This window comes from Litorilinea aerophila, assembly GCF_006569185.2.
Classification (GTDB): Bacteria; Chloroflexota; Anaerolineae; order Caldilineales; family Caldilineaceae; genus Litorilinea; species Litorilinea aerophila.
The window spans coordinates 12,153-27,462 of sequence record NZ_VIGC02000025.1; the positions used below are offsets into that span (position 1 = coordinate 12,153).

The following is a 15,310-nucleotide window of genomic DNA, read 5'->3' on the forward strand; positions in this document are numbered from 1 at the left end:
GAGGATGCGGAGAGGATGGATATCCGGCATTGGGAACGCTGGCGCCCGGTGCTGGTGGATGGGCTTTTGATCCTGGCCCTGACAGTCGGCCTGGCCTTGTATCTTTCCCTGGCCATCCACAGCCGGGTGCAGGAAGGCCTGGTCGCCCAGGAGATGGCCCGGCTGCAGCGGCTGGCCACCCTGCCCCAGCTGGTGACCGCCTGGCGCGACGGCAGCGATGAACTCCAGACTCTGTTATCCCAGGAAGCTGCCGTCCTGGGCGGGCGCCTGGCCGCGGTGTCCAACGCCGGCCAGCTCCGGGCCGTTTCCCATCCGGCCGCGGGGGATGGCATCCCCTGGGCCAGCCTGCCGGAAGTGCGACAGGCCATCAGCCAGGGGGTGGCCCATGCTCTGCGCCCGGATCCCCTGACCGAGGAGCCGGCGCTGCTGGCTGCTGCGGTGGTGATGGAGAACGGCCGGCCCCTGGGGGTGTTGCACTGGACCCTGCCCCAGGCCGAGCTGGAGGCCGGCATCCCTGCCCTGTGGCGGCCCATCGGCCGGGCCGCCGTGATTGCCCTGGCGCTCCTGGTGGCCCTGCTCACCGGGCGGGCGATCCAGACCTCCCGGCGCATTCGGCGTCTGACCGAGGTGGTGGAGCGAGTGACCCAGGGGGACCTGGATGCCCGCATCCATTCCCTGGGCAGCGGTGAGATCGGCCAGTTGGCTCAGGCCTTCAACCGCATGGCCGACAAATTGCAGAAGCAGATCAAAAAGCGAGGGCGGGAGAAGGACCGGCTCAACACGGTGCTCCACGTCATGACCGACGGTGTGCTCATCCTCAACCGCCATGGCCGGGTTCGTCTCCTCAACCCGGCTGCCGCTCGCCTGCTGCGGGTCGAGCCGGAACGGGCCCTGCGGCGCTCTTTCATCCAGGTGGCCCGGGACCACCGCATCGCCGAGGTCTGGACCCGCTGCCGGGAGAGCGGCCAGGAAGAGGTGGCGACCATGGAGCTGACGCCCACCCAGTTCCTCCGGGTGATCGTGACCCCCTTCCTCAAGGGCAAGGATCGGGGGTACCTGGTCCTGCTCCAGGACTTGACCCAACTCCGCCGCCTCCAGATGGTCCGCCAGGATTTCATCAGCAACATCTCCCACGAACTGCGCACCCCCCTGGCTTCGCTCCAGGCTTTGGTGGAGACCCTCCAGGACGGCGCGCTGGAGGATCCGCCGGCTGCCCGCCGCTTCCTGGGCCGGATGGAAGTAGAGGTGGACGCCCTGACCCAGATGGTGGAAGAGTTGTTGGAGCTGTCCCGCATCGAATCAGGGCAGGTGCCCCTGCGCCTGCGGTCCACGCCCGTCCTTGAAGCCGTGTTGCCCGGGGTGGAGCGGCTGCGTCCCCAGGCGGAGCGGGCCCAGCTGGAGCTGGCCATCCACCTGCCGCCGGATCTGCCCCCCGTGTTGGCGGATGCGGTGCGGGTGCAGCAGGTGATCACCAACCTGGTGCACAACGCCATCAAGTTCACCCCGGCGGGCGGCCGGGTGGAGGTCTCCGCCCAGGCCGGCGAGGGGGAACTCACCGTGATGGTGGCGGACACCGGCATCGGCATCCCGCCCCAGGATCTGCCCCGCATCTTCGAGCGTTTCTACAAGACGGACCGCTCCCGCGCGGCCGGCGGCACCGGGCTGGGGCTGGCCATCGCCAAGCATGTGGTCCAGGCCCACGGGGGGCGCATCTGGGCCGAGTCTGTCCTGGGGGAAGGCAGCCGTTTCTACTTTACCCTGCCCCTGGCTGAATCCATGCCGGACGATTCCGCGCCCCCGACAGACACGGCCCTGGCCCGCTCGACCTCTTCCTGAGCGCCTTTTCCCCCTATCCTGCCTGCCGCGTCATCCCCATCTGTTAACACAATTTTTACATCTCCTTAACCGATTCGTTGTCAAATGTGCTTCGGCCATTAACCGACGCCCTTTACTATGGGGGCGTCTGGCAGTGGATCCTGGAGTGTGGCCCGCCGTTGAGCCCCGTTCAGATGGGGAGCGCAGAGGGTAGCGAATCCCTGCTAGGAACGGACACATTGAAAAACCAGTCATGAACCGTTATCGAAGGAGTTCACAAATGCGAAAATTGGTGGGATTGGCGCTTCTGCTTGGCGTATTGGTGATGGCCGCATGCTCGGCCCCGGCAGCGACACCGTCGGATACCGGCGCAGCATCTGGTGAAGCGGCGGCCAGCGAGGGCGCCGCCCAGGAGAGTGCGCCGGATGCCCAGGGCGACACCATCATCATCGACGGCTCCAGCACCGTGGCGCCCATTTCCGCGGCCGTGGCCGAAGAGTTCCAGCGGGCGAATCCCGGCGTCCGGGTGCCGGTGGGCATCTCCGGGACGGGCGGCGGTTTTAAGAAGTTCTGCGCCGGTGAAACCGACATCTCCGACGCCTCCCGGCCCATCAAGGAGAGCGAAGTCGAACAGTGTGCCCAGAATGGCATCGAGTACATCGAGCTGCCGGTGGCCTTCGACGGCCTAGCCGTGATGGTGAACCCGGCCAACGACTGGGCTGAGTGCCTGACCGTGGACGAGCTGAAGACCATCTGGGAGCCGGCCGCCGAGGATGTCATCACCAACTGGAACCAGGTGCGGGCCGACTTCCCGGATCGCCCCCTCAACCTCTACGGTCCCGGCGTGGACTCGGGTACCTACGATTACTTCACCGAGGCTATCGTGGGGGAGGAAGGGGCCAGCCGGGGAGACTTCCTGCCCAGCGAGGACGACAACGTCCTGGTCCAGGGGGTTGCCGGTGACGAGAATGCCCTGGGCTTCTTCGGCCTGGCCTACTACGAACAGAACCAGGACAAGCTGAAGCTGGTGGCGGTGGATGGCGGCAACGGCTGCGTGTTGCCCAGCGCCGAGACGGTGATCGACGGCACCTACCAGCCCCTGGCCCGGCCCATTTTCATCTACGTCAACCGGGCCCGGGTGGACGAGAAACCCATCCTGAACGACTTCATCACCTTCTACCTGGAAAATGCGGCTGCCCTGTCTGCCGAGGTGGGCTACGTGCCCCTGAGCGACGAGATCTATCAGCTGGCCCAACAGCGCTTTGAAGAGCGCATCACCGGCTCCATCTTCGAGGGGCTGGGCTCCACGGTGGGCGTCTCCCTGACGGATCTGCTGACCCGGGAGAAGGGGGAATAACGGAGGCCGGTATCCCTGGTCGAGGTTTGAACGGCACCCAAGGCACACATCTGCCAACCAATGGGTACGTGGGAGAGGTCGCGAGGGCTCCTCGGCGGCCTCTCCCGGCTGTTTTGTCGGCGGCCCGAAATCTGGGGACCATGGTAGAATTTAGAAACATGCGAAGGAACCAATCCATGGCTATCTCGAAGCTGGAAGAAACATTGCCTGCTGCCCGGCAGCAGGAGGTGCGCCCGCCCTACGGAAGGCGCCGGCGGTGGAACGAGCTGATCATCCAGGCGTTCCTGTTTGTGTGTGCGGCCGTTTCCATCCTGACCACCCTGGGGATCATCCTGGTCCTCCTCCAGGAGACGGTGCTCTTTTTCCGGCAGGTTTCGCCGCTGGAATTTTTCACCGGTACCCGCTGGACGCCCCTCTTCGCCTCCAAGCGCTTCGGCGTCTTGCCCCTGGTCAACGGCACCATCCTGGTGGCGGCGGGGGCCATGGTGGTGGCCCTGCCCCTGGGAGTCCTGGCCGCGATCTACATGAGTGAATATGCTGCCGAGCGAACCCGCCGCATCCTGAAGCCCATCCTGGAGGTGCTGGCCGGCATTCCCACAGTGGTCTACGGCTACTTCGCCCTGACCTTTGTCACGCCGATCTTGAAGACCCTCTTCCCCCAGACCCAGGCCTTCAACGCCGCCAGCGCTTCCCTGGTGATGGGTTTCATGATCCTGCCCATGGTGGCCTCCATTTCCGAGGATGCCCTGTCGGCGGTGCCCCGCTCCCTGCGGGAAGCGGCCTATGGGCTGGGGGCTACCAAGTTCGAGGTAGCCACCCAGGTTGTGGTGCCGGCGGCCCTCTCGGGCATCTCGGCGGCCTTCATCCTGGCCATCTCCCGGGCCATCGGCGAGACCATGATCGTGGCCATTGCCGCGGGCCAGCAGCCCAAGCTGACCCTCAACCCGCTGCAGTCCATCGAGACCATGACCGCCTACATCGTCCAGGTGAGCCTGGGCGACACGCCCCATGGCACCATCGAATATCAGACCATCTTCGCGGTGGGTTCCCTGTTGTTTGTGATGACGTTGGTATTGAACCTGGTGAGCCACTGGATCACCAGGCGCTATCGGGAGGTGTACGAATGATGGAGGCGACCCCCATGGCCGCACCGTCGGCCACGGTTCGACAGCTGGAGGCGCGCCGGCGCCGGGGCCAGCTCTTTGAGAAGCTCTGCCTGGCTGCCGTGCTGGTGGCCATCCTGGTGCTGCTCTCCCTGCTGGTAGACGTGGTGCTGGACGGCTTGCCCTGGCTGCGTCCCCAGCTTTTTACCGAGTTTCCGTCCCGTTTCCCCGAGCGGGCGGGCTTGCGTTCGGCCTTGCAGGGGACCCTGTGGATGATCGGCCTGACGGCGCTCATGTCCTTTCCCATCGGCGTGGGCGCGGCCATCTACCTGGAAGAGTATGCCCGGCGCAACAGCTTCATCACCCAATTCATCGAGATTAACATCGCCAACCTGGCCGGCGTGCCCTCCATCATCTACGGCCTGTTGGGCCTGGGCCTCTTTGTCCGGGGGCTGGAGCTGGGGCGGAGTGTGTTGGCCGGCTCCATGACCATGGCGCTCCTGGTGCTGCCCATCATCATCGTCTCTTCCCGCGAGGCCATCCGGGCGGTGCCTCCGTCCTTGCGCCAGGCGGCCTTTGCCCTGGGCGCGACCCAGTGGCAGGTGGTGCGTCACCATGTGTTGCCCAATGCCATGGGCGGCATCCTGACGGGCACCATCCTGGCCATGTCCCGGGCCATCGGCGAGACGGCCCCCCTGATCACCATCGGTGCCCTGACCTTCATCGCCTTTGACCTGCGGGGTCCCCTGGACATCTTCACGGTGTTGCCCATCCAGATCTTCAACTGGATCTCCCTCCCCCAGCAGGAGTTCCACAATCTGGCAGCGGCAGGGATCCTGGTCTTGCTGGCCGTCCTGTTGACCATGAACGGATTGGCCATCTATTTGCGAAATCGCTTACAGCAGCGCTGGTAGCCAGGTTGGTATAGTGAGTACGACCCTGAAACAAGAGGAAAATGGTATGACCACAAACGTGTTGACCCGACGCCCTGAGATCCACGCCGGGCCCCAGGTGGCCGCGCCTGAGCCCACGGAGACGGCCATCGAGACCCGAGGGTTGAACGTCTACTACGACAAGTTTCATGCAGTGCGGGATGTGAACCTGCGTATCGCCGCGCGCAAGATCACCGCCATGATCGGCCCGTCGGGCTGTGGCAAGAGCACCGTGCTCCGCTGCTTCAACCGCATGAACGATCTCATCCCCACGGCCCGGGTAGAGGGCGAAGTCCTCTTCCACGGCCACAACATCTACGCGCCGGGGGTAGACCCGGTGGAGGTGCGTCGGCGCATCGGCATGGTCTTCCAGAAGCCCAATCCCTTCCCCAAGTCCATTTACGAGAACGTGGCCTGGGGCGCGCGCATCAACGGCTTCCAGGGGGATATGGACGAGCTGGTGGAGGAGTCCCTGCGGGGGGCCGCGCTGTGGGATGAGGTGAAGGACAAGTTGCACCAGAACGCCCTGGGCCTCTCCGGCGGCCAGCAGCAGCGCCTCTGCATTGCCCGGGCCATTGCCGTCAAGCCCGAGATCATCCTGATGGATGAGCCCTGCTCGGCCCTGGATCCCATCGCGACCCTGGCCATCGAAGATTTGATGAAGGAGTTGGTGGCTTCCTACACCATCATCATCGTCACCCACAACATGCAGCAGGCGGCCCGGGTCTCCGATTTCACCGCCTTCTTCATGGTGGACGAGCGGCGCACCGGTCATCTGGCCGAGTATGGCCCGACGGACCAGATTTTCACCCGGCCCAAAAACAAGGCGACGGAAGATTACATCACCGGCCGCTTCGGTTGAGTCCGGCTGTGATGGGCATGCCTGGCCTCGGGGCCTTTGGGATGCTGTTTGTCGTATCTACGCCACCGTGTACTAGGGAGGAGCCGTCATGGCGCGGATGTTTTTTACCCAAGAACTACAAAAATTGCAGGACGAACTGCTGCTCATGGGCAGCCATGTCATCCAGGCCATCCGAGAGGCCGTGGCCGCGCTCCAGCAGGGTGACTTGGAAGCTGCCCGGCGCCTGATCGCCGGGGACCGGGAGATCAACCGCCAGAAGTACCACATCGAGGAGCGCTGCCTGACCCTGATCGCCACCCAGCAGCCCATGGCCCGGGATCTCCGCCTGCTGGCGGCCATTCTGGAAATCTCCACCGAGCTGGAGCGCATGGGGGATTACGCCAAGGGGATCAGCAAGATCGTGCTCTTCCTGAACGGGCGGCCGACGTTGGAGGTTCGGCCGGAATTCCAGGAGATGTGCGAGAAGGTCCTGGAGATGTTGCAGCGGGCCCTGGATGCCTTTGTGGGCCAGGACCTGGAGGCGGCCCAGACCATTCCCCAGGACGACGATGAGGTGGACGCCTGTTACAACCGGCTGAACCGCTGGTTGATCGACACCATCCTGGCCCACCCGGAGCGCATCGATCAGGCCAACTACCTCTCCTGGGCTGCCCATAACCTGGAGCGGGCCGGCGATCGGGTCACCAACATCTGCGAGCGCACCATCTACACCTTGACCGGTGAATTTGTGGAGTTTGACGCGGAAGAGCCTGCCTTCAACGGGCGAAGCTAAAGCCTGGACAGGCCCTCAGGAGGCGTCGCCCTGCAGCGCCTGCAGGGCTTCCACCAGGAGACGATTCTCCTCCGGCCGCTGGGTGGCAATGCGGATGTAGTTGGGCAGGCCAAAGGAGGTGCAGTCCCGTACCAGGATGCGCTGCTGGACCAGCGCCTGTCGCACCTGGGTGGCATCCTCCACCGGCAGCAGGAAGAAATTGGTGCTGGTGGGCAGGGGGGCCATCCCGGCCGCCTGAAGGGCCTGGCGCAGGGCCTCCGTCTCCTGGCGGAGGCGGGCGGTGGTTTCCGCACGCCAGGCCAGGTTGTCCAGGGCCGTTGTGCCGGCGATCTGGGCCAGGGTATTCACGTTCCAGGGCGGCTGGGCCACTTGCATGGCCTGGATCAAATGGGGGCTGCCCACGGCGTAGCCTACCCGCAGCCCGGCCAGGGAGAAATCCTTGGTCATGGAGCGCAGGATGATCCAGTCGCCCTGGTCAATCCACCGGGAGGCCGACCAGGGCGTGGGGGTGAACTCGGCGTAGGCCTCATCCACCACCCAGATGCTCTCGGGCGCGAAGCTGTGGAGCCGCTCCAGCTCGTCGGGGCTCAGGTGATGGCCGGTGGGGTTGTTGGGGTTGCAGAGGAAGATCAGGCGGGGCGTTTGCTCGGCCAGCGCTTCGCCCAACTCGTCCAGGGTGGTGGCGCCCGGCGTGTAGCGGCCATCCTCCCGCCGTTCCCAGCCGGGATGACAGGGCTGGATCACCTGGGCATCCACCAGGGATGCCACATTTTCGTATTCGCCAAAGGTGGGCGAGACAATGGCCACCCGGGCGTCCGGGGCAAAGAGCAGGGCGATGAGCCACATGATGTCCGCCGTGCCGTTGCCGGCCAGGACGGCTTCCTCGGGCACCTGATGCAACCGGGCCACGGCCCGGCGCAGCTCCATGGCCAGCCGGTCGGGATAGCGAGAAATGGTGGTCGGCTTGACAGCCGCCTGCACAGCCTGGACCACCGCGGGCGGGGGGCCGTAGGGGTTGATGTTGGATGAAAAGACATGAACCTCATCTGGACTCAGGCCCAGCGATGCCAGCTCGGCGTAGTCCAGGGTGCCGTGTGCCACGATCTGGGGCATGGGCTCCATCTCCGATAAATTAAGTTAAATAACGACAGACATCCTGCCTGTTGGCCATGTGGCGATGGTTGGCCGTTTGTGGCGTGTGCATCTGCAGATCCGGTGTGATATCGATTCTCTCCGGTTGAATGTGTTCCTACCCCGTCACTCATTCCAGCGCATAACCGCATTATAGCACTTCCGGCCGCTTTTTGCGTTTGACAGGGACCGATGGAGTTTCCTCCCTTCTTCTCCGCTCTTCTCCGCAAAACGGTTGGGGTGAATGGCCGTCCGGCAACAGGCTATGAACCGGATGTTAACAGAGCCATAACATCCCTCTTTCAAACTATTAATTGTGTGGCGTTAGAGTAGCAGTGGAAGTTCAAACAAGCCAGAACTTCGCCACTCTCCTCATACGCCCTGGCAAGTTGGCCACCCTGCATGTGAAGGTTGTGGGGTGGCCAACTTGCCGCCGGGAGAGGAATCTATTTGAGGGAAGCGATGGGGATTTTTTTTCAATTGACGACTATGGGGAGGCGTGATAGAATGGGATACCTCCCACATCCCCAAACCAACTCTGGAGAGTTTATCCATGGTGCGTTCACGGCGGCGGATCACGGCCACCGAGCGGAATGAATACCTGCTTTTCCTGTTGCTGGTCGGGCCGAACCTGCTCCTTTTCGGGGTTTTCACCTACTGGCCCCTCTTCTACAATGGATACCTGAGTTTCGTACGCTGGGACATGCTGGCGCCCATCAAGATCTGGGTGGGCCTGGACAATTACCGCTACCTCTTCACATCGCCCGAGTTTGGCACCATCCTGTGGAACACGGTGGTGTTTACCGTGTCTGCAGTGCTCTTGACCTGTGGCATCGGGCTGCTGATGGCTCTGCTGTTGAATCAGCCTCTGCGGGGGCGGGTTGCGGTCCGCGGCATCGTCTTCAGCCCGGTCATGCTCAGCGGTGCCGCCATCGGCATTGTCTGGATCTACATCTTTGATCCCCGCTACGGCCTCCTGGACTTTTTCATCCGGGGGGTGGGCCTGCGCTCGCCCAACTGGCTGCTGGATACTTCCTGGGCCATGACCGCGGTGATCATCGTCCATGTGTGGAAGACCTTGGGCTATGCCGTGGTCATCTACCTGGCCGGCCTGCAGGCCATTCCCCGAGAGCTCTACGAGGCGGCCCTGGTAGATGGCGCAGGCACCTGGGCGCGCTTCCGCCATGTCACCCTGCCGGGCCTGTCGCCGGTCACCTTTTTCCTGGTGATCACCACCGTGCTGGCTGCCTTCCAGTCCTTCGACATCATCAAGGTGATGACCGACGGCGGTCCGGTGAACGCCACGACCACCCTGATCTATTACCTGTATGAAGAGGGCTTCGTTGGCTTCAATGCCGGCCGGGCCGGCGTGGCCGCGGTGGTCCTGTTCCTGGCCATGTTTGTCTTCACCCTGGTGCAGATGCGCTATAGCGAACGCTCTGTCCACTATGCGTGAGGTCCATGTATAGAGCTCCATCCCATGAAATCATGCATGCTTAAAGTAAGCCATGCATCCAGAAACCGGGGAGGGCACACCTCACTGTCACCATCGTCCTTGTGACCATCGTCCTTGTGACCATCGTCTGGGGTTGCCCGTCGCCGACTCGTCCTATCCGTCCTATCAGAACGAATGACATCGAATCGACCATGGCACAAGTAGATTTCGTGGATGAATTGACCCCTGGTCCGGCAGTCACCCAGGCCCCGGTGCAGACCAGTTGGGTGGGCCATCGCCAGAGCTGGCTAAGCCTCGCCTTGGGCTATCTGGGGCTGGCGGCCTGCGTGGCCTTGATCGGTCTGCCCCTGTACTGGATGGTGATCGGCGCCTTCAAAACCACGGCCGAAGTTTATCGCATGCCGCCCACCTGGCTGCCGGCCACGCCCACCTGGACCAACTTTGTCAAGGCCTGGGAGTCGGCTCCCTTTGGGCGTTACTACATCAACACCCTCATTGTAACCCTCTTCGGCAGCGGCTTCGAGATCTTCTTCGCCATCACCTCGGCCTATGCCTTCGTCTTCCTGCGCTTTCCCAAGCGGGAGTGGCTCTTCCTGCTCCTGCTGGCCGCCCTGATGGTGCCCAACCAGGTGACCATTTTGCCCAACTACCTGACCATTGCCCGTCTGGGCTGGATCAACACCTACCAGGGGATCGTGGTGCCCGGCGCGTCGGTGGCCTATGGCACATTTCTGCTGCGTCAATACTACAAAACGCTTCCCCTGGATATTTTGGACGCAGCCCGGGTAGATGGCGCCGGCCACCTGCGGGTGCTCTGGTCCATCGTGCTTCCCCTGGCCCGGCCGGCCATCATCTCCTTTGGCCTGCTGAGTGTGGTGGCCAAGTGGAATGATTTCCTCTGGCCGTTGATCGTCACCAACACCAAGGACATGCGGGTCCTCTCCATCGGCATCTACTGGCTCATGGTGGAAGAAGGCACCATCGACTGGGGCGTGGTGATGGCGGGCACCCTCTTCGTGGTGTTGCCGGTAGCCCTGATTTTCCTCTATGCCCAGCGATACATCGTGGAAGGGATCGCCGCGGGTGCCGTGAAAGGCTGATTCGGGTTCCCCCTATCGCGCAGGTGCTCCGTCCCCGTCCTATGGTGGGATGGGACCGGCGTGTGATAGTTTGATTCATCAGATGATGACCGTTTGGAATGTTCACACAGATCAGGAGTGACCATGTCTACCTTCCGTATGAACCGGCGACAGCTTTTGAAGAACCTGGCCATCGGCACCGGCGCCGTGGCCCTGGCAGCCTGTGCCCCGGCGGCAGCTCCCGCCGGCAATACCGGCAGCGCAGCCAGCTCGAGCGGGTCGGCAGCCCCGGCCGCGGAGCCCGTCACCATCACCCTCTGGAGTAGCTACTCGGGCAAGAACGGCGAAGCAGAGGCCGCGCTGGTCCAGAAGTTCAACGAAAGCCAGAGTGATGTGGTGGTGGACTACCAGTTCCAGGGCAACTACGAGGAAACGGCCCAGAAGGTGACCGCCGCGCTCCAGGCCCGCACCGCTCCCGACGTCTCCCTGCTGAGCGACGTGTGGTGGTTTAAGTTCTACCTGAACCAGGCCCTGGTCCCCCTGGATGATTTGCTGGCGGCCGCCAACGTGGACGTGAACGACTACCAGGACTCCCTGATCAATGAAGGCGTACGCCAGGGCAAGCACTACTGGATCCCCTTCGCCCGCAGCACCCCCCTCTTCTACTACAACAAGGAGAAGTGGGCCGAGGTAGGCCTGCCGGACCGGGGCCCCGAGACCTGGGACGAGTTCATGGAATGGGCGCCGGAGCTGGTGCGCATGGAGGGCGACGAGATGAAGGTCTCGGCCTTTGCCCACCCGGATGGCGCCAGCTACATCGCCTGGCTCTTCCAGGGCGTGACCTGGCAGTTCGGCGGCAAATACAGTGACCCGGACTTCACCATGCACATGACCGATGAGAACACCATCCGGGCCGGCCAGTTCTACTACGACACGGTGCACACCTGGAAGTGGGCCGTGCCCAGCAAGGACCTGGCCACCGACTTCATCAACGGTCTGACCGCGGCCGCCATGATGTCCACCGGTTCCATGGGCGGTATCAAGGCCAACGCCCAGTTCGAGTTCGGCACCGCCTTCCTGCCCAAGAAGGATTACTTCGGCTGCTGCACTGGCGGCGCCGGCCTCGCCATCCTTTCCACCACACCGCCGGAGAAGCGGGACGCGGCCATGGCCTACATCGCCTTCGCCTCCAGCCCCGAGCAGACGGTCTTCTGGGCCCAGAACACCGGCTACATGCCCGTGCGCAAGAGCGCGCTGGAGAGCGCCGAGATGCAGGCCTACTTCGAGGAGTTCCCCCAATTCAAGACCGCGGTGGAACAGCTGCCCCTGACCCGTCCCCAGGATGCGGCCCGGGTTTGGGTCCCCAACGGCGACCAGATCATCGGCAAGGGGCTGGAACGCATCACCGTCCAGTCCGAGGATGTGGCTACGGTCTTCGGCGAACTGCAGGACACCCTGACCCGAGAGGCGGAGCCCATCGTCACCCAGCTGCGGGCCATTGAAGGCTAGGCAGGATCCACCGCTCATGGCCATCGCGGCATCGAGCCGGAAGACAACCGGGGGCCAGGCTGCCCCCGGTTGGGACCTGCACCTGGCCTACTGGATCTCCCAGGTCGGCAGCCCGCCCATCACCGCCCTGGCCGCGGCCTGCACCCTGGCGCTGGCCACCCGGGCGGCCTGGCAGTGGGCTGCCCTCTACACGGCCGGCGTCGTGGCCTTCCCCCTGCTCTTCATCGTGTGGCTGGTGGCTCGAGGCTCCATCCGGGACATCCACATCCCTGTACGACGCCAGCGGGTGGGCCCCCTGTTGGTTTCCCTGGGCGCCGGGCTGCTCACCTGGCTGGTCATGCGGTTGTACGCGGCTCCCCGCCCCTTTCTGCTGCTGGCCCTCCTGAGCAGCGTCCAGACGGCGTGTGTTCTCTTCATCACCCTGCGCTGGAAGATCAGCATGCACGCGGTCTCCATGGCCGGCCTGGCCAGCCTGGCGCTTCTGCTCTGGGGGGAGGCCGCCACGCCAGCCCTGCTGGGCATCCCGCTGGTTGCCTGGTCCCGGGTTCGGCTGCGTCGCCACACCCTGGCCCAGACCGTGGCCGGCGCGCTGTTAGGGGCATCGGTGACCCTGGCCATCATGACGGCCGGGTGATCCTGCATTCAGCAGGGGCAGGCAGGGGCGTGAAGAGGGGTGGCCGGCGTCTCGTGCAGGCGTGCTTCATTTCGAGGGTCATCAGTTATCAGTGAGGACGGCTCAGGGCGGTTGGCATCCACGTGGGGTATACGTCTGTAAAACGTGCTTGCAAATTTGCCCGGATGCTTGTAAGATAGAATCCCGTCCAAATATTTCTCATTGTTGGAGAAAAGGAGACCGATAGATGTTCTACCGAAAGCAGTTGATGGTGTTGGTTGCTTTAGTCCTGCTTGTTTTCTCCCTCAGCGCGTGTACGGTTGGCGCTGGCGTCCAGGTGCCGGATCGGGATGTCTCCATTAGCCTGGAAGATGCGCTGGAAGCCCAGAACATGGCGGTCACCGGCATGATGATGGGCGGTGTTGAGCTGACCGAGACCCAGTTCAGCAGCCTGCTGACCGAGCTCCTCAAGGCCAACAGCGGCGAGAACAATCCCGTCACCAGCATCAAGGCCTGGTTCGAACCCGACACGATTTACCTCCAGGTGAACCTGAAGGAGGGCGTCCTGCCTGCTGCCTTCGGCACCACCCTGAACCTGGTCGGTTCCGTGGATGTGGTGGACAACCACCTGGCCATCACCGTGCGGGAAGCTTCGGCCGGCCCGTATGCCGTGTCGGGCGCCATGCTGGCCCCGGTCAACGCGCAGCTCAACGCGGCCCTGGCCAACTATCAGCTCCTGATGCCGGTAGACGTCTCCCTGGATACGGGCGTGCTGTCGGTGAGCATGGGCCAGTAAACCGGTCCAACCAATGTCTCAAGCCAGGAGGGGCCTGCATCATGATGCAGGCCCCTCTCCTTTTGGTCGATTGCTGTAACGACCCCGGAGAAGGCTACAGGCGGGCCAGGGCGATGGCCAGCCGGCGGCGGTTCTCCGGCCGAATGAAGTGGCGGAAGTGCCCGGGGAATTCCTGGACCATCCCAGCGATCTCCCCCATCTCCCCCTCAATCCAGGCATCCAGTGGGCCGGACCCATCCTGTCGGGCCTGCCATTTCTGGAGCCGCTTGCATGCCACCACCCGATCGTTCAAGTGGCCCAGGTAGTCCTGTAGACCCTTGAGCTGTCGGATCAGGGCTTCCCCTTCCTCCCCCAACAGATGACGACTGAACTCCAGTCCATAGCGCAGGTACTTGCACTCCACCCGCAGCCCATGGAGTGTTTCGGCAGAGAGCTCCACCCCCTGATCCAGGAGCGCTTCTGCGCTGCGGATCAGGGAAAAGTGGTGCCAGAGGGTGTTGGGAAAGACATGGCGCACTTGGTAGGGATGCAGGGCTTCACCAGGTGCCCGATCCCTTTTGGGTGTGCCGGCGCCAGGAGTGCGGCAGAAGCGGTCCAGCTCCTGGATGAACTGGCGCCACTCCTCCCGGTCCAGAAAGGCCACCAGCGCGGCATGCTCCTGCTGACGCTGCTGGCGCCACGCCCGCCGCAACTGCCGCAGCACCTGGCCATCCATGCCCGGCCAGGATTTACGCCCTCGAGCCAGCCCAGCCAGCCCCACATCCAGGTCCCGCACCCGGCCCAGGGCCCGGCCCGCCTGTTTCATCCGCTTGAGGAAAGGGCGCACCCGTTTCCGCCGCCAGTGGTCGACAAACAGGCGCTGGACTGTGCGGGCCCGGCGAATGGCCACCCGCATGTCGTGGATGTACTCCGGGTCCCTGCCGGAACGGGCGCCGTGTTCGTTGAGCACCAGCTGCATCAGCTGCACGCGCCAGATCAGCCGGCACGCCTCGGCTACGGGCATCTCCGGCTGGATACCGGCCACCGGGCCGGCTGGCGTCGGTTCCAACTGGCTCAGCGCGCGGAGGGCTGTCTCCAGCTTGTTTTCCCGGGCCACTTTGAGGCCCAGGGCCTTGCGTAGCTGGCGCACCAGGGGGCGGAGGGCGTCGGCTTCCGAATCCGCCAGCAACTCCAGCTCAAGCTCGTCAAACTGGTGCCAGGGTTGGGCGCCGGGCTGGGCGTGGGTGGCCCCGGTGGTGGCCTCCGGCGGGTAGACGCTCACCCGGTCCAGGCTCAGCTCGGCCAGCGGACCCGCCTGGCCGTCCAGCTCGGGGACCCCCACCTGGGGCCAGAGGAGGCCCTTGCTCCGCCGCTGCTGCAGCAGGCAGAGCAGGCGCAGGGGCGTTTCCTCGACCCCCAGGCCGCCCAATACCTCCTGGATGGCCGGCGGCCAGGCGGGCGGGGGCAGGGGAGTGTCCGCGGGCAGAGGGACTTCCACCTCCAGGCGTTCCACCACCGCGCCCCGGCGCAAGGGTATGCCCTTGAGGCCGGCCAGGATCTGGCCGTCCACCCGGCGCAGGCGCAGAACATAGCCATGGCGGATCAGGTCGTAGGCATCCGTGTCGAAGTAGCCATCCCAGAGCTCCACTTCCCGCTGCGGTTGAAAGCGGTAGCCGTCCAGCGCCTGGGCGGCTTGTTGGACCTCTTCCGGTGCCATCGACTTGTGGCGTGGGCGAAGTTTGGCTTCAATTTCTCGGGGCATTTGGGACTCGTCTGCACAAAGGATATTCTTTTTTGAACGCAACGGCGCAAAGACGCAGTGTCAGAGTGCTATCTTTGCACTTCTTGGGTGCCACTGGTACGTAGGGTGGGTCTCCGGCCCGCCGGGGGTGGCTGGATCAACAGG

At 64.0% G+C, this 15,310-nt stretch carries 13 protein-coding genes; 11 read left to right on the forward strand and 2 right to left on the reverse strand.

Annotated elements, in window-relative coordinates:
- Window positions 1-15: 15 nt before the first annotated feature.
- The 6 genes from FKZ61_RS24065 (at window position 16) to phoU (ending at window position 6,841) form a co-directional block, all read left to right on the forward strand.
- Entirely contained in the window at window positions 16-1,836 is a 1,821-nt protein-coding gene (locus tag FKZ61_RS24065; protein ID WP_170199904.1) for an ATP-binding protein, read from the forward strand.
- A 259-nt stretch (window positions 1,837-2,095) separates the two neighbouring features.
- Entirely contained in the window at window positions 2,096-3,172 is a 1,077-nt protein-coding gene (locus FKZ61_RS17320; RefSeq protein ID WP_141611395.1) for a PstS family phosphate ABC transporter substrate-binding protein, read from the forward strand.
- A gap of 176 nt (window positions 3,173-3,348) precedes the next feature.
- Complete coding sequence (gene pstC / locus FKZ61_RS17325) at window positions 3,349-4,299, forward strand: phosphate ABC transporter permease subunit PstC (RefSeq protein WP_141611396.1); 951 nt, start codon at window positions 3,349-3,351, stop codon at window positions 4,297-4,299.
- Window positions 4,296-5,189, forward strand: coding sequence for a phosphate ABC transporter permease PstA (pstA, locus tag FKZ61_RS17330; RefSeq protein WP_211358614.1), 894 nt, complete (start codon window positions 4,296-4,298; stop codon window positions 5,187-5,189). Before pstC ends, pstA begins: the two co-directional genes overlap by 4 nt.
- A 46-nt stretch (window positions 5,190-5,235) precedes the next feature.
- Entirely contained in the window at window positions 5,236-6,069 is an 834-nt protein-coding gene (gene pstB / locus FKZ61_RS17335) for a phosphate ABC transporter ATP-binding protein PstB (protein WP_141611397.1), read from the forward strand.
- A gap of 88 nt (window positions 6,070-6,157) precedes the next feature.
- On the forward strand, window positions 6,158-6,841 hold the full coding sequence (gene phoU, locus FKZ61_RS17340) for a phosphate signaling complex protein PhoU (protein WP_141611398.1): 684 nt from the start codon (window positions 6,158-6,160) through the stop codon (window positions 6,839-6,841).
- Between the two features lie 15 nt (window positions 6,842-6,856).
- Here the strand turns inward: phoU and FKZ61_RS17345 are convergent, their stop codons facing one another.
- On the reverse strand, window positions 6,857-7,954 hold the full coding sequence (locus FKZ61_RS17345) for a pyridoxal phosphate-dependent aminotransferase (RefSeq protein WP_170199906.1): 1,098 nt from the start codon (window positions 7,952-7,954) through the stop codon (window positions 6,857-6,859).
- Between the two features lie 571 nt (window positions 7,955-8,525).
- On the opposite strand from FKZ61_RS17345, the gene FKZ61_RS17350 reads away from it, so the two are divergent.
- The 5 genes from FKZ61_RS17350 to FKZ61_RS17370 all read left to right on the forward strand — a co-directional run bounded on the left by FKZ61_RS17350 (window position 8,526) and on the right by FKZ61_RS17370 (window position 13,425).
- The gene (locus FKZ61_RS17350; RefSeq protein WP_141611400.1) at window positions 8,526-9,428 is read left to right on the forward strand and encodes a carbohydrate ABC transporter permease; all 903 of its coding nucleotides are present in this window, start codon (window positions 8,526-8,528) and stop codon (window positions 9,426-9,428) included.
- Window positions 9,429-9,619: 191 nt separating this feature from the next.
- Window positions 9,620-10,528, forward strand: a complete 909-nt coding sequence (locus FKZ61_RS17355) for a carbohydrate ABC transporter permease (RefSeq protein ID WP_141611401.1) — start codon at window positions 9,620-9,622, stop codon at window positions 10,526-10,528.
- A 123-nt stretch (window positions 10,529-10,651) separates the two neighbouring features.
- Window positions 10,652-12,016, forward strand: a complete 1,365-nt coding sequence (locus FKZ61_RS17360; RefSeq protein ID WP_141611402.1) for an ABC transporter substrate-binding protein — start codon at window positions 10,652-10,654, stop codon at window positions 12,014-12,016.
- A 16-nt stretch (window positions 12,017-12,032) separates the two neighbouring features.
- Entirely contained in the window at window positions 12,033-12,650 is a 618-nt protein-coding gene (locus FKZ61_RS17365; protein ID WP_141611403.1) for a phosphatase PAP2 family protein, read from the forward strand.
- Window positions 12,651-12,876: 226 nt separating this feature from the next.
- Complete coding sequence (locus tag FKZ61_RS17370) at window positions 12,877-13,425, forward strand: hypothetical protein (protein ID WP_141611404.1); 549 nt, start codon at window positions 12,877-12,879, stop codon at window positions 13,423-13,425.
- A gap of 94 nt (window positions 13,426-13,519) precedes the next feature.
- On the opposite strand, the gene FKZ61_RS17375 is transcribed toward FKZ61_RS17370, so the two are convergent.
- Window positions 13,520-15,166, reverse strand: coding sequence for a CYTH and CHAD domain-containing protein (locus FKZ61_RS17375; RefSeq protein ID WP_141611405.1), 1,647 nt, complete (start codon window positions 15,164-15,166; stop codon window positions 13,520-13,522).
- Window positions 15,167-15,310: the final 144 nt, after the last annotated feature.